Annotated in this window: 14 protein-coding genes and 1 riboswitch; of the genes, 4 read left to right on the forward strand and 10 right to left on the reverse strand. The window is 70.1% G+C overall.

The features are described 5' to 3' along the window. Window positions 1-169 precede the first annotated feature (169 nt). Window positions 170-313: riboswitch (cobalamin riboswitch) on the forward strand. Between the two features lie 122 nt (window positions 314-435). From ACIBK5_RS30260 to ACIBK5_RS30270, 3 genes are all read left to right on the forward strand, one after another. Further along, on the forward strand, window positions 436-2811 hold the full coding sequence (locus tag ACIBK5_RS30260; RefSeq protein WP_399024376.1) for a ribonucleoside-diphosphate reductase subunit alpha: 2376 nt from the start codon (window positions 436-438) through the stop codon (window positions 2809-2811). A 56-nt stretch (window positions 2812-2867) separates the two neighbouring features. Beyond that, window positions 2868-3872, forward strand: a complete 1005-nt coding sequence (locus tag ACIBK5_RS30265) for a ribonucleotide-diphosphate reductase subunit beta (protein ID WP_399024379.1) — start codon at window positions 2868-2870, stop codon at window positions 3870-3872. A gap of 248 nt (window positions 3873-4120) precedes the next feature. After that, the gene (locus ACIBK5_RS30270; protein WP_399024381.1) at window positions 4121-5083 is read left to right on the forward strand and encodes a GlxA family transcriptional regulator; all 963 of its coding nucleotides are present in this window, start codon (window positions 4121-4123) and stop codon (window positions 5081-5083) included. A 14-nt stretch (window positions 5084-5097) separates the two neighbouring features. On the opposite strand, the gene ACIBK5_RS30275 is transcribed toward ACIBK5_RS30270, so the two are convergent. The 10 genes from ACIBK5_RS30275 to ACIBK5_RS30320 all read right to left on the reverse strand — a co-directional run bounded on the left by ACIBK5_RS30275 (window position 5098) and on the right by ACIBK5_RS30320 (window position 15173). Then, window positions 5098-6465, reverse strand: a complete 1368-nt coding sequence (locus tag ACIBK5_RS30275; RefSeq protein ID WP_399024383.1) for a cytochrome P450 — start codon at window positions 6463-6465, stop codon at window positions 5098-5100. Next, window positions 6462-7547, reverse strand: a complete 1086-nt coding sequence (cyc1, locus tag ACIBK5_RS30280; protein ID WP_399024385.1) for an epi-isozizaene synthase — start codon at window positions 7545-7547, stop codon at window positions 6462-6464. Before cyc1 ends, ACIBK5_RS30275 begins: the two co-directional genes overlap by 4 nt. A gap of 295 nt (window positions 7548-7842) precedes the next feature. Continuing rightward, window positions 7843-8490, reverse strand: coding sequence for a peptide deformylase (gene def / locus ACIBK5_RS30285; protein WP_328343249.1), 648 nt, complete (start codon window positions 8488-8490; stop codon window positions 7843-7845). Window positions 8491-8623: 133 nt separating this feature from the next. After that, the gene (locus tag ACIBK5_RS30290) at window positions 8624-9604 is read right to left on the reverse strand and encodes a tetratricopeptide repeat protein (RefSeq protein WP_399024470.1); all 981 of its coding nucleotides are present in this window, start codon (window positions 9602-9604) and stop codon (window positions 8624-8626) included. A 117-nt stretch (window positions 9605-9721) separates the two neighbouring features. Then, window positions 9722-10969 (reverse strand): HD-GYP domain-containing protein, encoded by a 1248-nt coding sequence (locus ACIBK5_RS30295; RefSeq protein WP_399024387.1) that lies wholly within the window; start codon window positions 10967-10969, stop codon window positions 9722-9724. Further along, window positions 10966-12297 carry an HD-GYP domain-containing protein gene (locus ACIBK5_RS30300; RefSeq protein ID WP_399024389.1) on the reverse strand — a complete coding sequence of 444 codons (1332 nt, stop codon included), beginning with the start codon at window positions 12295-12297 and terminating at the stop codon, window positions 10966-10968. Before ACIBK5_RS30300 ends, ACIBK5_RS30295 begins: the two co-directional genes overlap by 4 nt. 160 nt (window positions 12298-12457) lie before the next feature. Beyond that, entirely contained in the window at window positions 12458-12769 is a 312-nt protein-coding gene (gene rsrA / locus ACIBK5_RS30305; RefSeq protein WP_309095367.1) for a mycothiol system anti-sigma-R factor, read from the reverse strand. Then, window positions 12766-13452 (reverse strand): RNA polymerase sigma factor SigR, encoded by a 687-nt coding sequence (gene sigR, locus ACIBK5_RS30310; protein ID WP_189723136.1) that lies wholly within the window; start codon window positions 13450-13452, stop codon window positions 12766-12768. Before sigR ends, rsrA begins: the two co-directional genes overlap by 4 nt. A gap of 256 nt (window positions 13453-13708) precedes the next feature. Continuing rightward, the gene (locus ACIBK5_RS30315) at window positions 13709-14335 is read right to left on the reverse strand and encodes an alpha/beta family hydrolase (protein WP_399024472.1); all 627 of its coding nucleotides are present in this window, start codon (window positions 14333-14335) and stop codon (window positions 13709-13711) included. 22 nt (window positions 14336-14357) lie between these two features. After that, window positions 14358-15173, reverse strand: coding sequence for an SOS response-associated peptidase (locus ACIBK5_RS30320; RefSeq protein ID WP_399024392.1), 816 nt, complete (start codon window positions 15171-15173; stop codon window positions 14358-14360). Between the two features lie 50 nt (window positions 15174-15223). Between ACIBK5_RS30320 and ACIBK5_RS30325 the strand changes: the two genes are divergently transcribed. Continuing rightward, window positions 15224-15946: a M50 family metallopeptidase gene (locus ACIBK5_RS30325; protein ID WP_399024394.1), complete on the forward strand. Its 723-nt coding sequence runs from the start codon at window positions 15224-15226 to the stop codon at window positions 15944-15946. The last annotated feature ends 7 nt before the right edge of the window (window positions 15947-15953 follow it).

Here is a 15953-nt window from a genome sequence, read left to right on the forward strand (position 1 = left end):
GATCTGATTCCCAGTACGGAGGACCCGCGGACGTCGGCACCTACTTCCATGGAAGCACTCCCGGCATGCCCCGCAACCCGATGGGGAAACGCCGGCAGGGCATCACTCTTCTCACCTGTCAGCTGACGCTCCGACACCAGCGCGACACAACATCTGGGGGCGTCACCCGAACCCAGCACAAGATGTATGCTCGTGCTCGCTGCCGCCGCAGGGGAATCCGGTGCGAATCCGGAACTGTCCCGCAACGGTGTACTTGTGCATGTTTCATGCACAAGCGTCAGTCCGAGGACCTGCCGACAGCGCACCCGGCCGTCCGGCCGGGGTGCCCTGACGTCCGGGCCTCGTGGAATGGGCCGGTGGACGCGACGCCGTGTGCGCTCGTGTGCTGCCCCCTGCCCTGCGCGAGGCCCCTTGCCGAGCGAGGGAGAGCCCCACGTGACCATCGCGCCAGCCGAACCGGTCTCAGCTTCCGAGAAAGAGCACGACGGTCCCGGTGCCGCGCTGCTGCGGACCCTGACCGAGCTGACCGCCGATCTCCCCGACGCCGACCCCGGCCGGGTCGCCGCCGCCGCGCTGCGCGGCCGGTCCGCGCGGGCGGACGAGACGGAGCTGCGCGAGCTCGCGACGGAGTCGGCCGCCGGCCTCATCTCCGAGGACCCCGCCTACTCCCGGCTGGCCGCGCGCCTGCTGACGATCGGCATCCGCGAAGAGGCCGCCTCCCAGGGCGTCACGTCCTTCACCGAGTCCGTCGCGGTCGGCCACCGTGAGGGGCTGATCGCCGACCGGACCGCCGAGTTCGTGCGCGTCCACGCCGCCCGGCTCGACGCGCTGATCGACCGGGCCGCCGACGACCGCTTCGGCTACTTCGGCCTGCGGACGCTGCACAGCCGCTACCTGCTCCGCCACCCGATCACCCGCAAGGTCGTCGAGACGCCCCAGCACTTCATGCTGCGCGTCGCCGCCGGCCTCGCCGAGGACGACACGGCACAGGCCGTCGACGAGGTCGCCGCGCTCTACGGGCTCATGAGCCGCCTCGACTACCTCCCCTCCTCCCCCACCCTCTTCAACTCCGGCACCCGGCACCCCCAGATGTCGTCCTGCTACCTCCTCGACTCCCCCAAGGACGAGCTGGACTCGATCTACGACCGGTACCACCAGGTGGCGCGGCTGTCGAAGCACGCGGGCGGCATCGGCCTCTCGTACTCCCGTATCCGTGCGCGCGGTTCGCTGATCCGCGGCACCAACGGCCACTCCAACGGCATCGTCCCGTTCCTGAAGACCCTCGACGCCTCGGTCGCCGCCGTGAACCAGGGCGGTCGCCGCAAGGGCGCGGCCGCGGTCTATCTGGAGACCTGGCACTCCGACATCGAGGAGTTCCTGGAGCTGCGCGACAACACCGGCGAGGACGCCCGCCGTACGCACAACCTGAACCTGGCGCACTGGGTGCCGGACGAGTTCATGCGGCGGGTGAACGCCGACAGGCAGTGGTCGCTGTTCTCCCCCTCGGACGTGCCCGAGCTGGTCGACCTGTACGGCGAGGAGTTCGACGCCGCGTACCGGGCGGCCGAGGCGAAGGGCCTGGCGAGGAAGACCCTGCCCGCCCGTGAGCTGTACGGCCGCATGATGCGTGCCCTCGCGCAGACCGGCAACGGCTGGATGACCTTCAAGGACGCCGCCAACCGCACCGCCAACCAGACGGCCGAGCCGGGCCACGTCGTGCACTCCTCCAACCTCTGCACGGAGATCCTGGAGGTCACCGACGACGGGGAGACGGCGGTCTGCAACCTGGGGTCGGTCAACCTGGGTTCCTTTGTCGACACATCGACCGGCGACCTCGACTGGGAGCGCCTGGACGAGACCGTCCGTACGGCCGTCACGTTCCTCGACCGGGTCGTGGACATCAACTTCTACCCGACCGAGCAGGCGGGCCGCTCCAACGCCCGCTGGCGTCCGGTCGGCCTCGGGGCCATGGGCCTGCAGGACGTCTTCTTCAAGCTGCGCCTGCCCTTCGACTCGCCCGAGGCCAAGGCGCTCTCCACCCGTATCGCCGAGCGCATCATGCTCGCCTCGTACGAGGCCTCCACCGATCTGGCCGAGCGCAACGGCCCGCTGCCGGCCTGGGAGAAGACCCGTACGGCCAGGGGCGTGCTGCACCCGGACCACTACGACGTGGAGCTGACCTGGCCCGAGCGCTGGGCGGCCCTGCGCGAGCGCGTCGCCACGACCGGCATGCGCAACTCCCTGCTCCTCGCCATCGCACCCACGGCCACCATCGCCTCCATCGCGGGCGTGTACGAGTGCATCGAGCCGCAGGTGTCCAACCTGTTCAAGCGCGAGACGCTGTCGGGCGAGTTCCTCCAGGTCAACTCCTACCTGGTGGACGAGCTGAAGCGGCTCGGCGTGTGGGACGCCCGCAGCCGGGAGGCGCTGCGCGAGGCGAACGGCTCGGTGCAGGAGTTCGCCTGGATCCCCGCGGACGTACGGGCGCTCTACCGCACGGCGTGGGAGGTCCCGCAGCGCGGTCTGATCGACATGGCGGCGGCCAGGACACCGTTCCTGGACCAGTCCCAGTCCCTGAACCTCTTCCTGGAGACGCCGACCATCGGCAAGCTCTCCTCGATGTACGCGTACGCCTGGAAGGCCGGGCTGAAGACGACGTACTACCTGCGTTCGCGCCCGGCGACCCGCATCGCCCGCGCGGCACAGTCCCAGGCGCAGCCTGAGAAGACCATCCCCGTGCAGCAGACAGCCGACCCCGACGCGGTCGCCTGCTCCCTGGAAAACCCCGAGTCCTGCGAGGCCTGCCAGTAATTCCCACCCGCCACCCGACCACCACCCCTGGAGGACGGCGCTCCGCGCCGGCTGTTATGACCCAGAACCTTCTCGACCCCGGCTTCGAGCTGACTCTCCGCCCCATGCGCTACCCGGACTTCTACGAGCGCTACCGGGACGCCATCAAGAACACCTGGACCGTGGAGGAGGTCGACCTCCACTCGGACGTCGCCGACCTCGCCAAGCTGTCCCCGGAGGAGCAGCACCTGATCGGCCGACTGGTCGCCTTCTTCGCCACGGGCGACTCGATCGTCGCGAACAACCTGGTGCTGACGCTGTACAAGCACATCAACTCCCCCGAGGCGCGGCTGTATCTGAGCCGGCAGCTCTTCGAGGAGGCCGTGCACGTCCAGTTCTACTTGACGCTGCTCGACACCTACCTCCCCGACCCGGAGGACCGCGCGGCCGCGTTCGACGCCGTGGAGAGCATCCCGTCGATCCGCGAGAAGGCCGAGTTCTGCTTCAAGTGGATCGACTCGGTCGACAAGCTGGACCGCCTGGAGTCCAAGGCGGACCGCCGCAAGTTCCTGCTAAACCTGATCTGCTTCGCCGCGTGCATCGAGGGCCTGTTCTTCTACGGTGCCTTCGCCTACGTCTACTGGTTCCGCAGCCGGGGCCTGCTGCACGGCCTGGCCACCGGCACCAACTGGGTGTTCCGGGACGAGACGATGCACATGTCCTTCGCCTTCGACGTGGTCGACACCGTCCGCAAGGAGGAGCCGGAGCTGTTCGACGACCAGCTCGAGCAGCAGGTGACGGACATGCTGCGGGAGGCCGTCGAGGCCGAGCTGCAGTTCGCGCGCGACCTGTGCGGTGACGGCCTCCCGGGCATGAACACCGAGTCGATGCGGCAGTACCTGGAGTGCGTGGCGGACCAGCGGCTGACCCGCCTCGGTTTCGCTCCGGTGTACGGCTCCGAGAACCCCTTCTCCTTCATGGAGCTCCAGGGGGTTCAGGAGCTGACCAACTTCTTCGAGCGGCGCCCCTCGGCGTACCAGGTGGCGGTGGAGGGCACCGTCGACCTGGACGAGGACTTCTGAGCCCGCTCGCTCTCCCGGGCCTCCTGGGCCTCCCTGATCTGACGGTCGGCGCGCTTGTCGCGCATGATGCCGATCACTGACGGGAGGACCAGGAGGACCAGCGTCCCGAGTACGAAGATCATTGCGATGAGTGTCTGTGCCTGGTTCGTTTCCATGGACACCACTGTCGCGCCGATGACTCCTTACCGTCAGTGGCAGTACTGCCGGGGACCCTCGAATTACTGCCACTGACGAGGCACACTGGAGACATGCTCCAGAACGTGGCCGCCGTCCTGCTCGACGGCGTGAACCCCTTCGAACTGGGTGTGGTGTGCGAAGTCTTCGGCACCGACCGCAGCGACGAGGGCCTGCCGGTGTACGACTTCGCCGTCGCCTCGGCCGAGGGCCCGGTCCTGCGCATGAACTCGGGCTTCTCGCTCCAGGTCGAGCACGGCCTGGAGCGGCTGGAGACGGCCGACCTGATCGCGGTACCGGCCGGGCACAGCTACGCGTCCCGTGAGTTCCCTCCGGAGCTGCTGGACGCCCTGCGGCGCGGGGTCGACCGCGGCGCCCGGGTGCTCAGCGTCTGCTCCGGCGCCTTCGTGCTGGCCGCCGCCGGGCTGCTGGACGACCGCCGCTGCGCCGTGCACTGGAAGCACGCGCGGGACCTCGCCCGGCAGTACCCCCGGGCCGTAGTGGAGCCGGACGTGCTCTACGTGGACGAGGATCCGGTGATCACCTCCGCCGGCACGGCCGCCGGAATCGACGCCTGCCTCCACCTGGTCCGCAAGGAGCAGGGCACCGAGGTCGCCAACAAGATCGCCCGGCGAATGGTGGTGCCGCCGCACCGCGACGGCGGCCAGGCCCAGTACATCGAGCGCCCGCTGCCCCACTCCGAGGGTGACACGATCGGCGACGTGCTGGCGTGGATGGAGCGCCACCTCGACGAGGAGGTCACCGTCGAGCAACTGGCCGCCCACGCCCATATGTCCCCGCGCACCTTCGCCCGCCGCTTCCAGCAGGAGACGGGGACGACTCCCTACCGCTGGGTCCTGCGCCAGCGGGTGCTGCTGGCCCAGCGGCTGCTGGAGGCGACGGACGAGACGATGGACGCGATCGCCGGCCGAACGGGGTTCGGCAACGCGGCCACGCTGCGCCACCACTTCGTCCGGGCGGTGGGCACCACGCCGAACGCCTACCGGCGCACGTTCAGGGGGCCCGAGGCGGCCTGACGCTCACCGGCCGGTCACCTCGGCACCGGCCGCAGCAGCAGGTCGTGCGGCCGGAGCGTGATGCCGACGCGTGTGCCGTCCTTCGAACCGGCCACCTGCTCGAAGCGGTACCTGCTGGCCAGCGCCGCCGTGATCAGCGTCAGCTGTGCCATCGAGAAGTGGTCGCTCGGGCACTTGCGGTTGCCCACGCTGAACGGGCTCATGGCGTGCTTCGGGATGTCCCTGACACGGTCCGGCAGCCAGCGATCGGGGTCGAAGTCCAGGTTCCGCTCGTACGACTTCGCGTCGCGCTGGATCGCGTACGGGCTGTAGACGATGTCCGCCCCGGCCGGAATCCGGTATCCACCGAGTTCCGTGTCACGTACCGCCCGGCGCGTCAGAATCCAGACGGCGGGACGCAAACGCATGGCCTCGACGACGACATTGTTGGTGTGCCTGAGTCCCCGGACGTCCTCGAATGCCACCGGCCTCCCACCGGTGACGGCTTCTACTTCGTCACGCACCCGGTCCGCCTGTTCAGGGTGTTCCGCGAGCATATGCAACAGCCACATGATCGTGGAGGCGATGGTTTCGCTGCCGGGGGTGAGGATCGCGACGACCTGATCGTGGATCTCCTGTTCCCCGATGGGGTCGCCATTCTCGTCCTTCGCCTCCAGCAATGCCGTCAGCAAATCGTCCGGCTTTTGACCGGATGCCCGGCGCTCGGCGACGATCTCGTCCACCAGGAGATGCAAATCGGCCAATGCCCGGTTGAATTCGCGGTTGGCCGGGAGCGGCAGCTTGTAGAGCGGCCCGAGCGGGACCACCATCCGCCGGTACATCCCGCGGAAGACGGTGGCGAGCGCGACGCACAGCCGCTCCGCCCGCTCGTCCATGGAGGCGCCGCGCAGCAGACAGCGGGCCGCGACGCGCACGGCCACCCGGAAGGACTCGGAGGTGCAGTCGACGGTCTCGCCGGGCTTCCAGCGCTCGGTCAGCGCGTGCGCCTCCTCCTCCATGATCGGCCCGTAGGCGGGGATGGCGTCGAGCCGGAAGGCGGGCTGGATGGTGCGCCGCTGGCGCCGGTGCCGCGGCCCGTTCGCCGTGGCCACTCCCTCCCTGCCGAGCAGGCCCTCCAGGGACTCCCAGAGCGGCCCGGCGATGATGAAGTCGTTGCTCAGCGCCAGAGCGCCGGTGAGGTCCGGGGTGGTGACGGCGTACACGGTCTTCGGCCCGAGCTTCAGGCGGACCACGTCACCGTGGTCGCGCAGCCGGGACATGAACGCCAGCGGGTCGCGCACGAGCTTCCAGCCGTGACCGAGGCCGGGGACTCCGCCGCCCGCCCGGGGCGGCTCACGCAGATCCGGTGCCGGGGCTTCGGGTTGCACAGACTCGACGGTCATTTCTCACCTGCCGCTTCGTTGTTGACGTACGGGGGCGTGGACCGGTCGTCCCAGCTGTCGACCATGTACCGGCCGGACTCGTGGTGGAACCAGTAGACGGAACTGAACCAGTTGCGCATATTGCTCAGACAGGCCCGCACGGCGCCGCTCAGTTCCTTTCCCCGCACGGTGCCGTCGGCGAGGTCGTCGGCGAACCGTAATGCTTCCTGTTCGACATCGAGGAATTCAGTGATGCAATTCTCGACACGGTGCCTCAGGTCCACGACCGCCTGTTCCAGAGTCAGCCCCTCATGGGTGATGAGACTGATTCCGAGATTATGCACCTCGTCGCCCGCTATTTCCTTGGGAAGGGAGCAGAGGTCGTTGTACCAGGCGGCGAATTCCTGACTCAGCAGCGCTGCCCGCCGGTATGCCGGGTGTTTCCGGACGGGGTCGGGTATTTCGCATCCTGCGGTCGGCTCCAGTAGATCCGTCCATATCCAGTGGGCGAAGGTGAGCCGGCGCAACCGTAGATATTCGTCGACGGTGGGCACGATTCCGTGGGAACGGTTGTGGAACTCCCGGTCGTAGGCGTCGACCACCGCGTGGAAGTGCCGGGCGAACCGGAGGTTCCACGTCCTCGGCAGGAACGCGTACAGCCGCAGCACGCTGTCCGCGAACCCGGCGACCAGTGGGTCCTCGTGGTGCAGGTGCGCCCCGGGGAAGTCGAGGGCCGTGTGCAGCCGGTCCCGCAGCCGCCGCCAGGCGGCCGGACGGCCGTGCACGATGTCACGGTCGTGCCGGTCGTCCCAGACGAAGAACCAGGCGCTGTAGTCCGCGATCGCCTGGAGGACCTCGTCGGGGGCACCGATGTAGTACCCGGCCATGAGGTCGGTGTAGCAAAGGCCGTCGGCATATTCCTCCACCTTGTCCGCGGGCATGAGCCGCTTTTCGAGCAGCCAGGCCCGGGTCTTCTCCTGGCACTTCGGCCAATACGGGTGGAGTTGCCGGGGAAACGCCGCCTCGATCACCGGTAGAGAGAGCGACGGTGGAACTGCGATGGTGGTCGGTGTCGATGTGGTGCCGTCTGGCAAAGCATGCACGAACTAACCCCTCTCAGCCGCCAGTTGGCGCGGGCGCCCCTCCCTTCGTGCCGGGCGTGCGCCGTTGCATACCCCGCTCATCCCATTCAGCACTACAACTGACCGTTCTGGGAACGCATTTGCTTCATTCACTACCCCACAGTGCCGGGATCCTCCCGGTGTGTGACTGGTAGCGGATCACCAGGAGAGCAGAAGCGATCGAACGTGCGACGGACAGACGAACGGCACAGACGAACGGCGTCTGTTCGGGACGGGATTCCCGATCAGACGCCGTTCGCCTGGTGCTCGCGAGGTCTCAGTCGTTCGCGACCACGGGGTAGCGGGGCTCGTTCTCGGCCATCTGCCGCAGCGCGTCCTTGCGCTCGCGCTTGGAGAGCCGGTCGATGTACAGGTAGCCGTACAGGTGGTCGGTCTCGTGCTGCAAACACCGAGCGAAGTAACCGGTGCCGCGCACCTTGATCGGGTTGCCCTTCTCGTCCTGCCCGGTCACCTCTGCGTAGTCGGGCCGGGCGAGCGGCGCGTACGCGGTGGGCACGGACAGGCAGCCCTCGTTGCTGTCGTCCAGCCGGCGCTTCTCGGCGGGCAGTTCGACGAGCCTGGGGTTGCAGACCACACCGGTGTGCCGGGCGCCCTCGTCGTCGGGGCAGTCGTAGATGAAGACCTTCAGGTCGACACCGATCTGGTTGGCGGCCAGGCCCACGCCCTCGGCGGTGCGCTGGCTGGCGAACATGTCCGCGACGAGCTGCTGGAACTCCTCGCCGAACTCGGTGACGTCCTTGCACTCCTTGTGCAGCACCGGGTTCCCGACCACCGTGATCGGCCGCGAGGTCCCCCGCTCCCGCCAGGCCGCCTCGCGCTCCTCGCAGTCCTCCGTGTCGATCACGTACCCCTCGTCATCGACGGGGAGCACGCCGGGCTGCTGATCGGTGTCCTGCTGAGCCATGACGTACGTACGCCTTCCTGCACAAAAAATGGGATGCGGATACAGAGTACGCCGGTGTCGCACGCCATTCTTTTGCCTGGGGGCGCGGGGAACTGCGCGAACAACCACGACGCGGCCGCACCCGACAACGGCGCTAACAGACCTCTTCCAGATCCCGCCAGTCCCGGGAATCAGGGCTGTCGGCCACCCACCCGTCCAGCAACCCCCTCACCAGCGAAGCCGGCGCGGCCAGCCCGCACTCCCGCTCGGGAACCCACAGCTGCCCGTCCGTCCGATGCCCCAGCGGCCCGGGATGCCCCGGCTCACTGTGATCATGCGGATCGAGATGCTCCCCGTCACCCTCGTCCGACGGCATCCGGGACTCCGAACACATCCGGCACAGCAACCGCACCGAGGAGGACCAGTCCTCCGCGGCGAACCCGGCGTCCCCCGCCAGCTGCTCCAGCGCGTCCCGGTCCGCCTCGGTCGCCGCCTCCAGCAGCACCACCCAGGTCGGCACCGGCGACGGCGCCCACAGCTCGATCTCGTCGAACACCGGGTACGTGTGCCCGGCGGCCGTGGTCCGCTCCCCGTGCGGCACCCCGTCGTGCAGCACGACCTCGCCCCAGCGCCGCCCCGACGACGGCAGCGGAATGGACAGCACCTCGATCCGCGCGGGATCCAGCCGCCGCCCCCACACGACCTCGGCCTCCCCCTCCGGGGACAGCCGTACGGCCGCGCTGCCGAGGTCCATGCCGACGGGCTCGCCGGCGGCCATGGCGGAACCCGGCATCCGCAGCCCGTAGGCCTGCCAGGCACGCCGGGCCAGCGGCCAGTCCTGGAGGGCGGTCGCGGCGATGCCGACGTTCCACCAGTCGGGAGCACCGGTGTCCCGGTCGAGCAGGGCCACGGCCCTGAGGCCCGCCGCCCGTGCCTGCTCCCAGTCGTGCCGGAACTTGTGCAGCAGGGCCAGGTTGAACCACGACTCGGACAACCAGGGCTCCAGATCGGCGGCACGTGTCAACAGTGCGCCCGCGTCCTCGTACCGGCCGTCGCCGATAAGTGTGAACGCCCTGTCTGTGGCCTGCCGCCAGGAGGCGGAGGGCCGGTGCCGTCCCTTGCCGAAGATCCTCACGATTCCCGCCTGCCAGTTCCGTGCGGTGGGCTGGCCGTAGCTGTGTTTCGAGCCCCCGGACACCTTCTCCTTCGCATCCAACCACGTACGGCCTCCGAGCCGCTCATTACCCATGGGTTACCCAGCCACGGGCAGAGTCAGACTGCTCCTTGCCAGTACCCGGGCCAGTGATTCCACCACTTCCGGCGCGTACTTCCCGGCGGTGGCGAGCCGGAGTTCCTCCAGCGCCGTCAGCGGCCCGCCGGGCCCGCCTTCCCTGGACTTCTCCTCGTACGCGTTCACGGCCCGGACGATTCGCGCGGCGAGCGGCTGCTCGGCGTAGGGGTCGGCCTGCCGCTCCACGACCACGGCGACCGCCTCGTCGACCCCCGTATGCCGTACGACGGCGCCGCCGAGCAGGGCGATCCGCCGCTGTTCCGCGGCGGGCAGGTCGGCGGTGGCGCCCGCCGGCACCGGATCGACGAGGCTCAGCTGGCCGATGTCGTGCATGAGCGCGGCGTACTCCAGCACGGCCAGTTCGGGCTCGGTCAGGCCCAGGTCCCGCCCCACGGCCTGGCCGAGCGCGGCGACGCGCCGGGCGTGCCCGCAGGGGGTGTAGCCGGCGACCTCGGTGGCCCGCGCGAGGGAGGCGATGGTCTGCCGGTAGGTGGCCCGGACGGCGGCGTACCGCCGGAACGACATCTGGGCGAGCAGCAGCGGCACGGAGAAGACGGGCAGCGCCCACAGCCCGACGACGGCGACCGCGAGCGCCATCACGGCCCCGGTCGCGATGACGGCGGACCCGATGCCGCACACGGCCCGCAGCTCGTCCCGCAGCACCGGGCCGAAGGGCCAGCCGGTGCGGGAGTGGGCCAGGGCGGCGGCGAGCAGGGCGTCGCACAGCGCGGTCAGGGACAGCAGCGCGAGCAGCAGCAGCGCGTAGGCGGGGCCGCCCCAGTCGTCGAACATCCCCCGGTTGTACGGGGGCTGGAAGCACACGGCGACGAATCCGACGGTGAGCATGCGGCGCGCCAGGTGGTCGAGGGTGGGCCCCTGGCCGCGCGCGACGTGCGGCACGCTGCCGAGCAGCGAGGCGGCCAGTACGACGGCGACGACCTGGGCGAGGCCGTGGTGCGTGGCCTGCCCGCCCGCCTCCCCGAGCAGCGCGTACGACAGGGCCGCCGCGGCCCCGAGCGGTGCCGGTTCCCGGACCCGCGCCCCGTTGCGCCGGGTGAGCTCCCCGACGGTGACGAGGACCCCGAAGGCGAGGGCGACGCGGCGTTCCTCGAGTCCGTTGTAGAGGGTGACGGCGAGGGAGCTCGTGGCGAGGAGGGCGGCGGAGGCGTGGACGAGGGTGCGCAGGAGCGGCGCCCCGCACGCGCTCACCGGTGTGCTCCCGGCCGGCTGGAGACGGGTTCGCCGGGCGCGGGCACCCGGGGCGTGCGGGCGTCGTCGGCGGTCACCGCGGGGTGCCAGCCCGCCCGCCGTACGGCCTCGACCAGGGCCGCGACCATCACGGGATCGAAGTGGCTGCCCGCGCACCGCTCCAGTTCCTCCAGGGCCACCGGGACGGGGCGGGCCCTGCTGTAGCTCCGGGTGGAGGTCATGGCGTCGAAGGCGTCGGCGACCGCCACGACCCGCGCGGACTCCGGGATCTGACGGCCCACCAGCCCGTATGGGTACCCACTGCCGTCCAGCCGCTCGTGGTGGTGCAGTACGGCGGCACGGGCCTCCCCGAGGAAGCCGATGCCGCGCACCATCTCGTGCCCGTACTCGGGGTGCAGCTCGATCACGCGCCGTTCCTCGGGGGTCAGCGGCCCGTTCTTCCTGAGCAGCCGGGTGGGCACGCCCAGCTTGCCGACGTCGTGCAGGATCCCCGCGAAGCGGAGCACCTCGACGCGCTCGTCGTCCATGCCCAGCTCGCGCGCGATCATCATGGAGGCCTGCCCGACGCGCTCGCTGTGCCCGCGTGTGTACCCGTCCTTGATGTCGACGGCCTGGACCAGTGCCCGGATGGTCGCCTGGTGGGCGGCGCGCTCCCGGTGGTACTGGGCGAACGCCCACCACGAGACGCACATCGGCAGCAGCACGAGCAGGGCGGCCACGGGACCGTACGGGCTGCGCCACAGGACGGCCATCATCAGCCCGGCGAGCCCGTGCACGGCGATCGGCGCGAGCGAGCGCGCCACCAGCCCCCGCCAGGCCCGCCGCACCGGCACCCGCTCCGCGACGGCGAGGATCCCGCCGTCCAGCAGCGCGAGCACCAGGCAGAACGCCAGCACGGCGGCCCCGGCCGGCCCGAGCGCGTAGGGGACGTCGCCCGCGACGACCGCGTCCCGCCCGCCGAGCACCCAGTGCACCTTGGCGGCGGCCCACACCCCGAGGACGAGCTGGGCGGCCCGCCAGATCCGCCGCAGCGTCACGGGCCGCTGCCCGACGGGCGAGAGCAGCGCGGCGGGCACGGCGACCAGGGCGGCGGCGGGCGCCGGCAGCAGGAAGGCACCGGCGAGCAGCACGGGGTAGAAGGTCCCGGCCGGGTGCGAGATGCCGACGAACCGGGACCGGGCGACGCGCTCGCACCCGGCGTACAGCGCGGCGAGCAGCGCGACCGCCCACCAGGGCGTACGGACGCCCGGCAGCGGGAGCAGACAGCACAGGGCGGCGACGGCGACAGAGGCGACATACACCCGTACCCGCGCCGATACCGCTTCCATGAGCCCCTCCCCGGCCATGTCCGTCAGGCCCGGAGCCTAGGGCGGTGGGGGGCTCCACGGGCCGATAGCCCGTGGATTAGCACGTTCGAGTGACGCGTTCGAAGGTGACTAGAGGAGGACTACCCCTGAAGAGGCGGGGTAGTTGAAAAGCGCAGGAGTGTCAGGACTCCTGGGGCGTGGCAGGCGAGGCCGTGACGTCCTGCTCGGGGACCGCCTGGCCGGAACGGATCAGGTCGATCCGCCCCATGACCTTGGCCCGCAGGTCGCCCGGCACGTCGTCATGCCCGCAGCAGCGCTTGACCAGCTTCTTCACGGCCTGTTCGAGCCCGTACTTCTCGAGGCAGGGCGAGCATTCCTCGAAGTGGTGCTCGAACTTCACGCAGTCCGAGTCCGGCATCTCTCGGTCGAGGAACTCGTAGAGATGATCGAGGATTTCGCTGCAATCCGTCTCGTGCGGCTCTCCGCAGCTCATGACCCCGAGCCTTTCGCTTCGTTCGACTCTCCGGCGCCGGCCGGGACCATCCCGCGGTCACGGGCGTAGTCCTCCAGCATGCCGCGCAGCTGACGGCGGCCCCGGTGCAGCCGGGACATCACCGTACCGATGGGTGTCCCCATGATGTCGGCGATCTCCTTGTAGGCAAACCCCTCGACGTCCGCGAGATACACGGCGATGCGGAACTCCTCGGGGATCGCCTGGAGCGCTTCCTTCACGTCCGAGTCGGGCAGGTGGTCGAGCGCCTGCGACTCCGCGGAGCGCAAGCCCGTCGACATGTGCGACTCGGCGCGGGCGAGCTGCCAGTCCTCGATCTCCTCGGCCGCGGAGCGCTGAGGTTCGCGCTGCTTCTTGCGGTACGAGTTGATGAAGGTGTTGGTGAGGATCCGGTACAGCCACGCCTTGAGGTTGGTGCCCTCGCGGAACTGGTGGAAGGACGCGTACGCCTTGGCGTACGTCTCCTGCACCAGGTCCTCGGCGTCGGCCGGGTTGCGCGTCATGCGCAGCGCGGCCGAGTACATCTGGTCGAGGAACTCGAGCGCGTCCCGCTCGAAGCGCGCACTGCGCTCCGCGGCCGTCTCCGCGCCCGTGCCGCCCTGGCCCTCGGGCTGCTCCGCCTGGCCGTGTTCGGTCCCTGCGTCGGTCCCAGTGACCGGACCCACCTCCTCGAGTGTTCTCGTGAGACCGAGACCGGTCTCACCCGAATCGGAGGATAGACGACGATCCGGTCCGCCCGCCGCCCGAACAGGGGCGGTCCTGGCCGCGTGCAGCACCGTCCACTCCAGGTCGGCGCGGCTGCTGCGGCTCGGGCAGATGGTCGAACCCATGCGGCGGACTTCCTCTCCTACGGCGTCTGCGCTGGTCTCCAGCACGTACGTCCCGCACAACAGCGCTCGCCGCCCCGGCATTCCCGGAGCTTTACCCGAGTGACCCGGTCCACTCCAGGACCGCGTCCGTGATGAGCTTCACGGCCTCGTCCTGCGAGATCTCCGCACGCTTGGGGACGGCGAAGCCGTGATCGCCGTACGGCACCTCGACGAGTTCGTACGAGCCCGCAGGGAACTCCTCCGGCTTCCCGAACGGGTCGTTCCCGCCCTGGACGACCAGGGTGGGCACCCCGGAACCGAGCAGTTCGTCCGCCCGGGACTTCTCCGGCTTGCCCGGTGGATGGAGGGGGAAGCTGAGGGCGAGGACCGCGTGGGCGCCCAGTTCGGCGGCGGTACGGCAGGCGACCCGGGCGCCGGCGCTGCGGCCGCCGGAGATCACCGGCAGTCCGGGTGCGGCGAGGGCGGGCCAGATCCCGCGCCAGCCGACGTCCAGGGTCTTCGGCGCGGGCGCCAGCTTCTTTCCGGCCACTCGCCACGGCTGCTCCACACGGGCCACGGTCACGCCGTGGGCGGGCAGGGCCTCGGCCAGGGCCTTCAGATCGCGGGCCTCGATGCCGCCGCCGGCGCCATGGCTGACGGCGAGCACCAGCCGGGCCTTCTTCGCCTCGTGCCAGGTGATACGGGCGGTTCCGGCGTCGGTCTCGACAGTCTCCGTCATCGCGTTCGTCGCATGCGTCACGTCAGAAGAGTGTGCCCTCTTCGGGCCCTTCCAGCTCCTTCAGCAGCTCCGGCCCGTTGTTGCGCACGTTGCTGACGGCCGTGGTGACGGGGTAGGCGCGCATCAGCCCGGCGGGCGGCGGGGCGAGCAGCTCGCGCAGGTCGTCGGCGTCCGTGCGGGAGGGGTCCAGCCAGGCGTCCCAGCGGTCGGGCGTCAGCATCAGCGGCATCCGGGGGTGGATCTCGGCCAGGGCCCGGGGACCGTCCGCCGGGGACACCGCCAGCGGGCTCGTCTCGGCCTCGGTGGTGATGACGGAGCACGTCACCCACCAGGACTGCGGGTGGTCGTCCGGCAGCGTCCTGTCCCGCCAGAACTCGTACAGCCCGGCCATGGCGAAGACCGACCCGTCCGCCGGTGTCACGAAGTACGGCTGCTTGCGGGGCCGCTTCTTCTTCCCCTCGACCTCCAGCTCGCGCTCCTGCGTGCCGGTGACCCACTCGTAGTAGCCGTCGGCGGGCAGGACGCAGCGCCGGGAGGTGAAGGCGCGACGGAAGGACGGCTTCTCGTGGACGGTCTCCGCGCGGGCATTGATCATCCGGGCGCCGCCCTCGGGGGTCTTCGACCAGGACGGGACGAGCCCCCACTTCAGCTTGCGCAGCTGCCGAACCGGCCGCGGGTCGTCCACGTCTTTCAGAGGGCGGTCGAGGACGGCGTAGACCTCTTTGGTGGGCGCCACGTTGTAGTCCGGCTCGAGGGTCTCCTCGGGCTCCCACTTCTCGATCTCAAAGATTCCTGCGAGATCCTCTGGCCTGCGACTCGCTGAATACCGTCCGCACATACGTGCCACACTGCCAGATTCCATCCGACCACAGGGAGCCAACGCCTTACATGGACAGCACCGCTACCGCCTCGCTCGCCTCCCTCTGGGACGAGGTCTCCGGCACGCAGCCCGACCCCGACCTGTGGGTGGTGCTCGCGACTCTGGCCGCCGCGCTCGCCGTGGTGATCCCGCACGGCCCGTGGCGTATCTCCCGCAACGCCATCACCATCGCCCACGAGGGCGGCCACGGGCTCGTGGCCCTGCTCACCGGCCGCACCCTCACCGGCATACGGCTGCACTCGGACACCAGCGGCCTGACCGTCAGCCGCGGCAAGCCGCACGGCATCGGCATGATCCTCACGGCCGCCGCCGGCTACACCGCCCCGCCCCTGCTGGGCCTGGGCGGAGCGGCCCTGCTGGGCGCCGGCCGCATCACGCTCCTGCTGTGGCTGGCCACCGCCCTGCTCCTGATCATGCTCGTGATGATCCGCAACGCGTACGGCGCCCTGACCATGATCGTCACCGGCGGCCTGTTCGTCCTGGTGTCCTGGCTGGCCGGCCCTCAGGTGCAGGCGGCGTTCGCGTACGTGGTGGTGTGGTTCCTGTTGCTGGGCGGAGTGCGCCCGGCGTTCGAACTGCAGGCGAAGCGGTCACGGGGTGGTGCGGGTGATTCGGACGCGGACCAGCTGTCGCGGCTGACGCATGTGCCGGCGGCGATGTGGTTCTTCCTGTTCCACGCGGTGTCGCTGTGCTCGCTGATAGGCGGGGGCAGGTGGCTCCTGGACCTGTGACGCGCCC

Origin of the sequence: Streptomyces sp. NPDC050546, assembly GCF_044457425.1 — a bacterium.
GTDB lineage: Bacteria > Actinomycetota > Actinomycetes > Streptomycetales > Streptomycetaceae > Streptomyces.

Excerpts from the sequence above, each read along its gene's own strand:
- ACIBK5_RS30265 (WP_399024379.1), top strand. The coding sequence starts at position 2,868 with ATGACCCAGAACCTTCTCGACCCCGGCTTCGAGCTGACTCTCCGCCCC.
- ACIBK5_RS30270 (WP_399024381.1), top strand. The coding sequence starts at position 4,121 with ATGCTCCAGAACGTGGCCGCCGTCCTGCTCGACGGCGTGAACCCCTTC.
- ACIBK5_RS30275 (WP_399024383.1), bottom strand. The coding sequence starts at position 6,465 with ATGACCGTCGAGTCTGTGCAACCCGAAGCCCCGGCACCGGATCTGCGT.
- def (WP_328343249.1), bottom strand. The coding sequence starts at position 8,490 with ATGGCTCAGCAGGACACCGATCAGCAGCCCGGCGTGCTCCCCGTCGAT.
- ACIBK5_RS30300 (WP_399024389.1), bottom strand. The coding sequence starts at position 12,297 with ATGGAAGCGGTATCGGCGCGGGTACGGGTGTATGTCGCCTCTGTCGCC.
- rsrA (WP_309095367.1), bottom strand. The coding sequence starts at position 12,769 with ATGAGCTGCGGAGAGCCGCACGAGACGGATTGCAGCGAAATCCTCGAT.
- ACIBK5_RS30315 (WP_399024472.1), bottom strand. The coding sequence starts at position 14,335 with ATGACGGAGACTGTCGAGACCGACGCCGGAACCGCCCGTATCACCTGG.
- ACIBK5_RS30320 (WP_399024392.1), bottom strand. The coding sequence starts at position 15,173 with ATGTGCGGACGGTATTCAGCGAGTCGCAGGCCAGAGGATCTCGCAGGA.
- ACIBK5_RS30325 (WP_399024394.1), top strand. The coding sequence starts at position 15,224 with ATGGACAGCACCGCTACCGCCTCGCTCGCCTCCCTCTGGGACGAGGTC.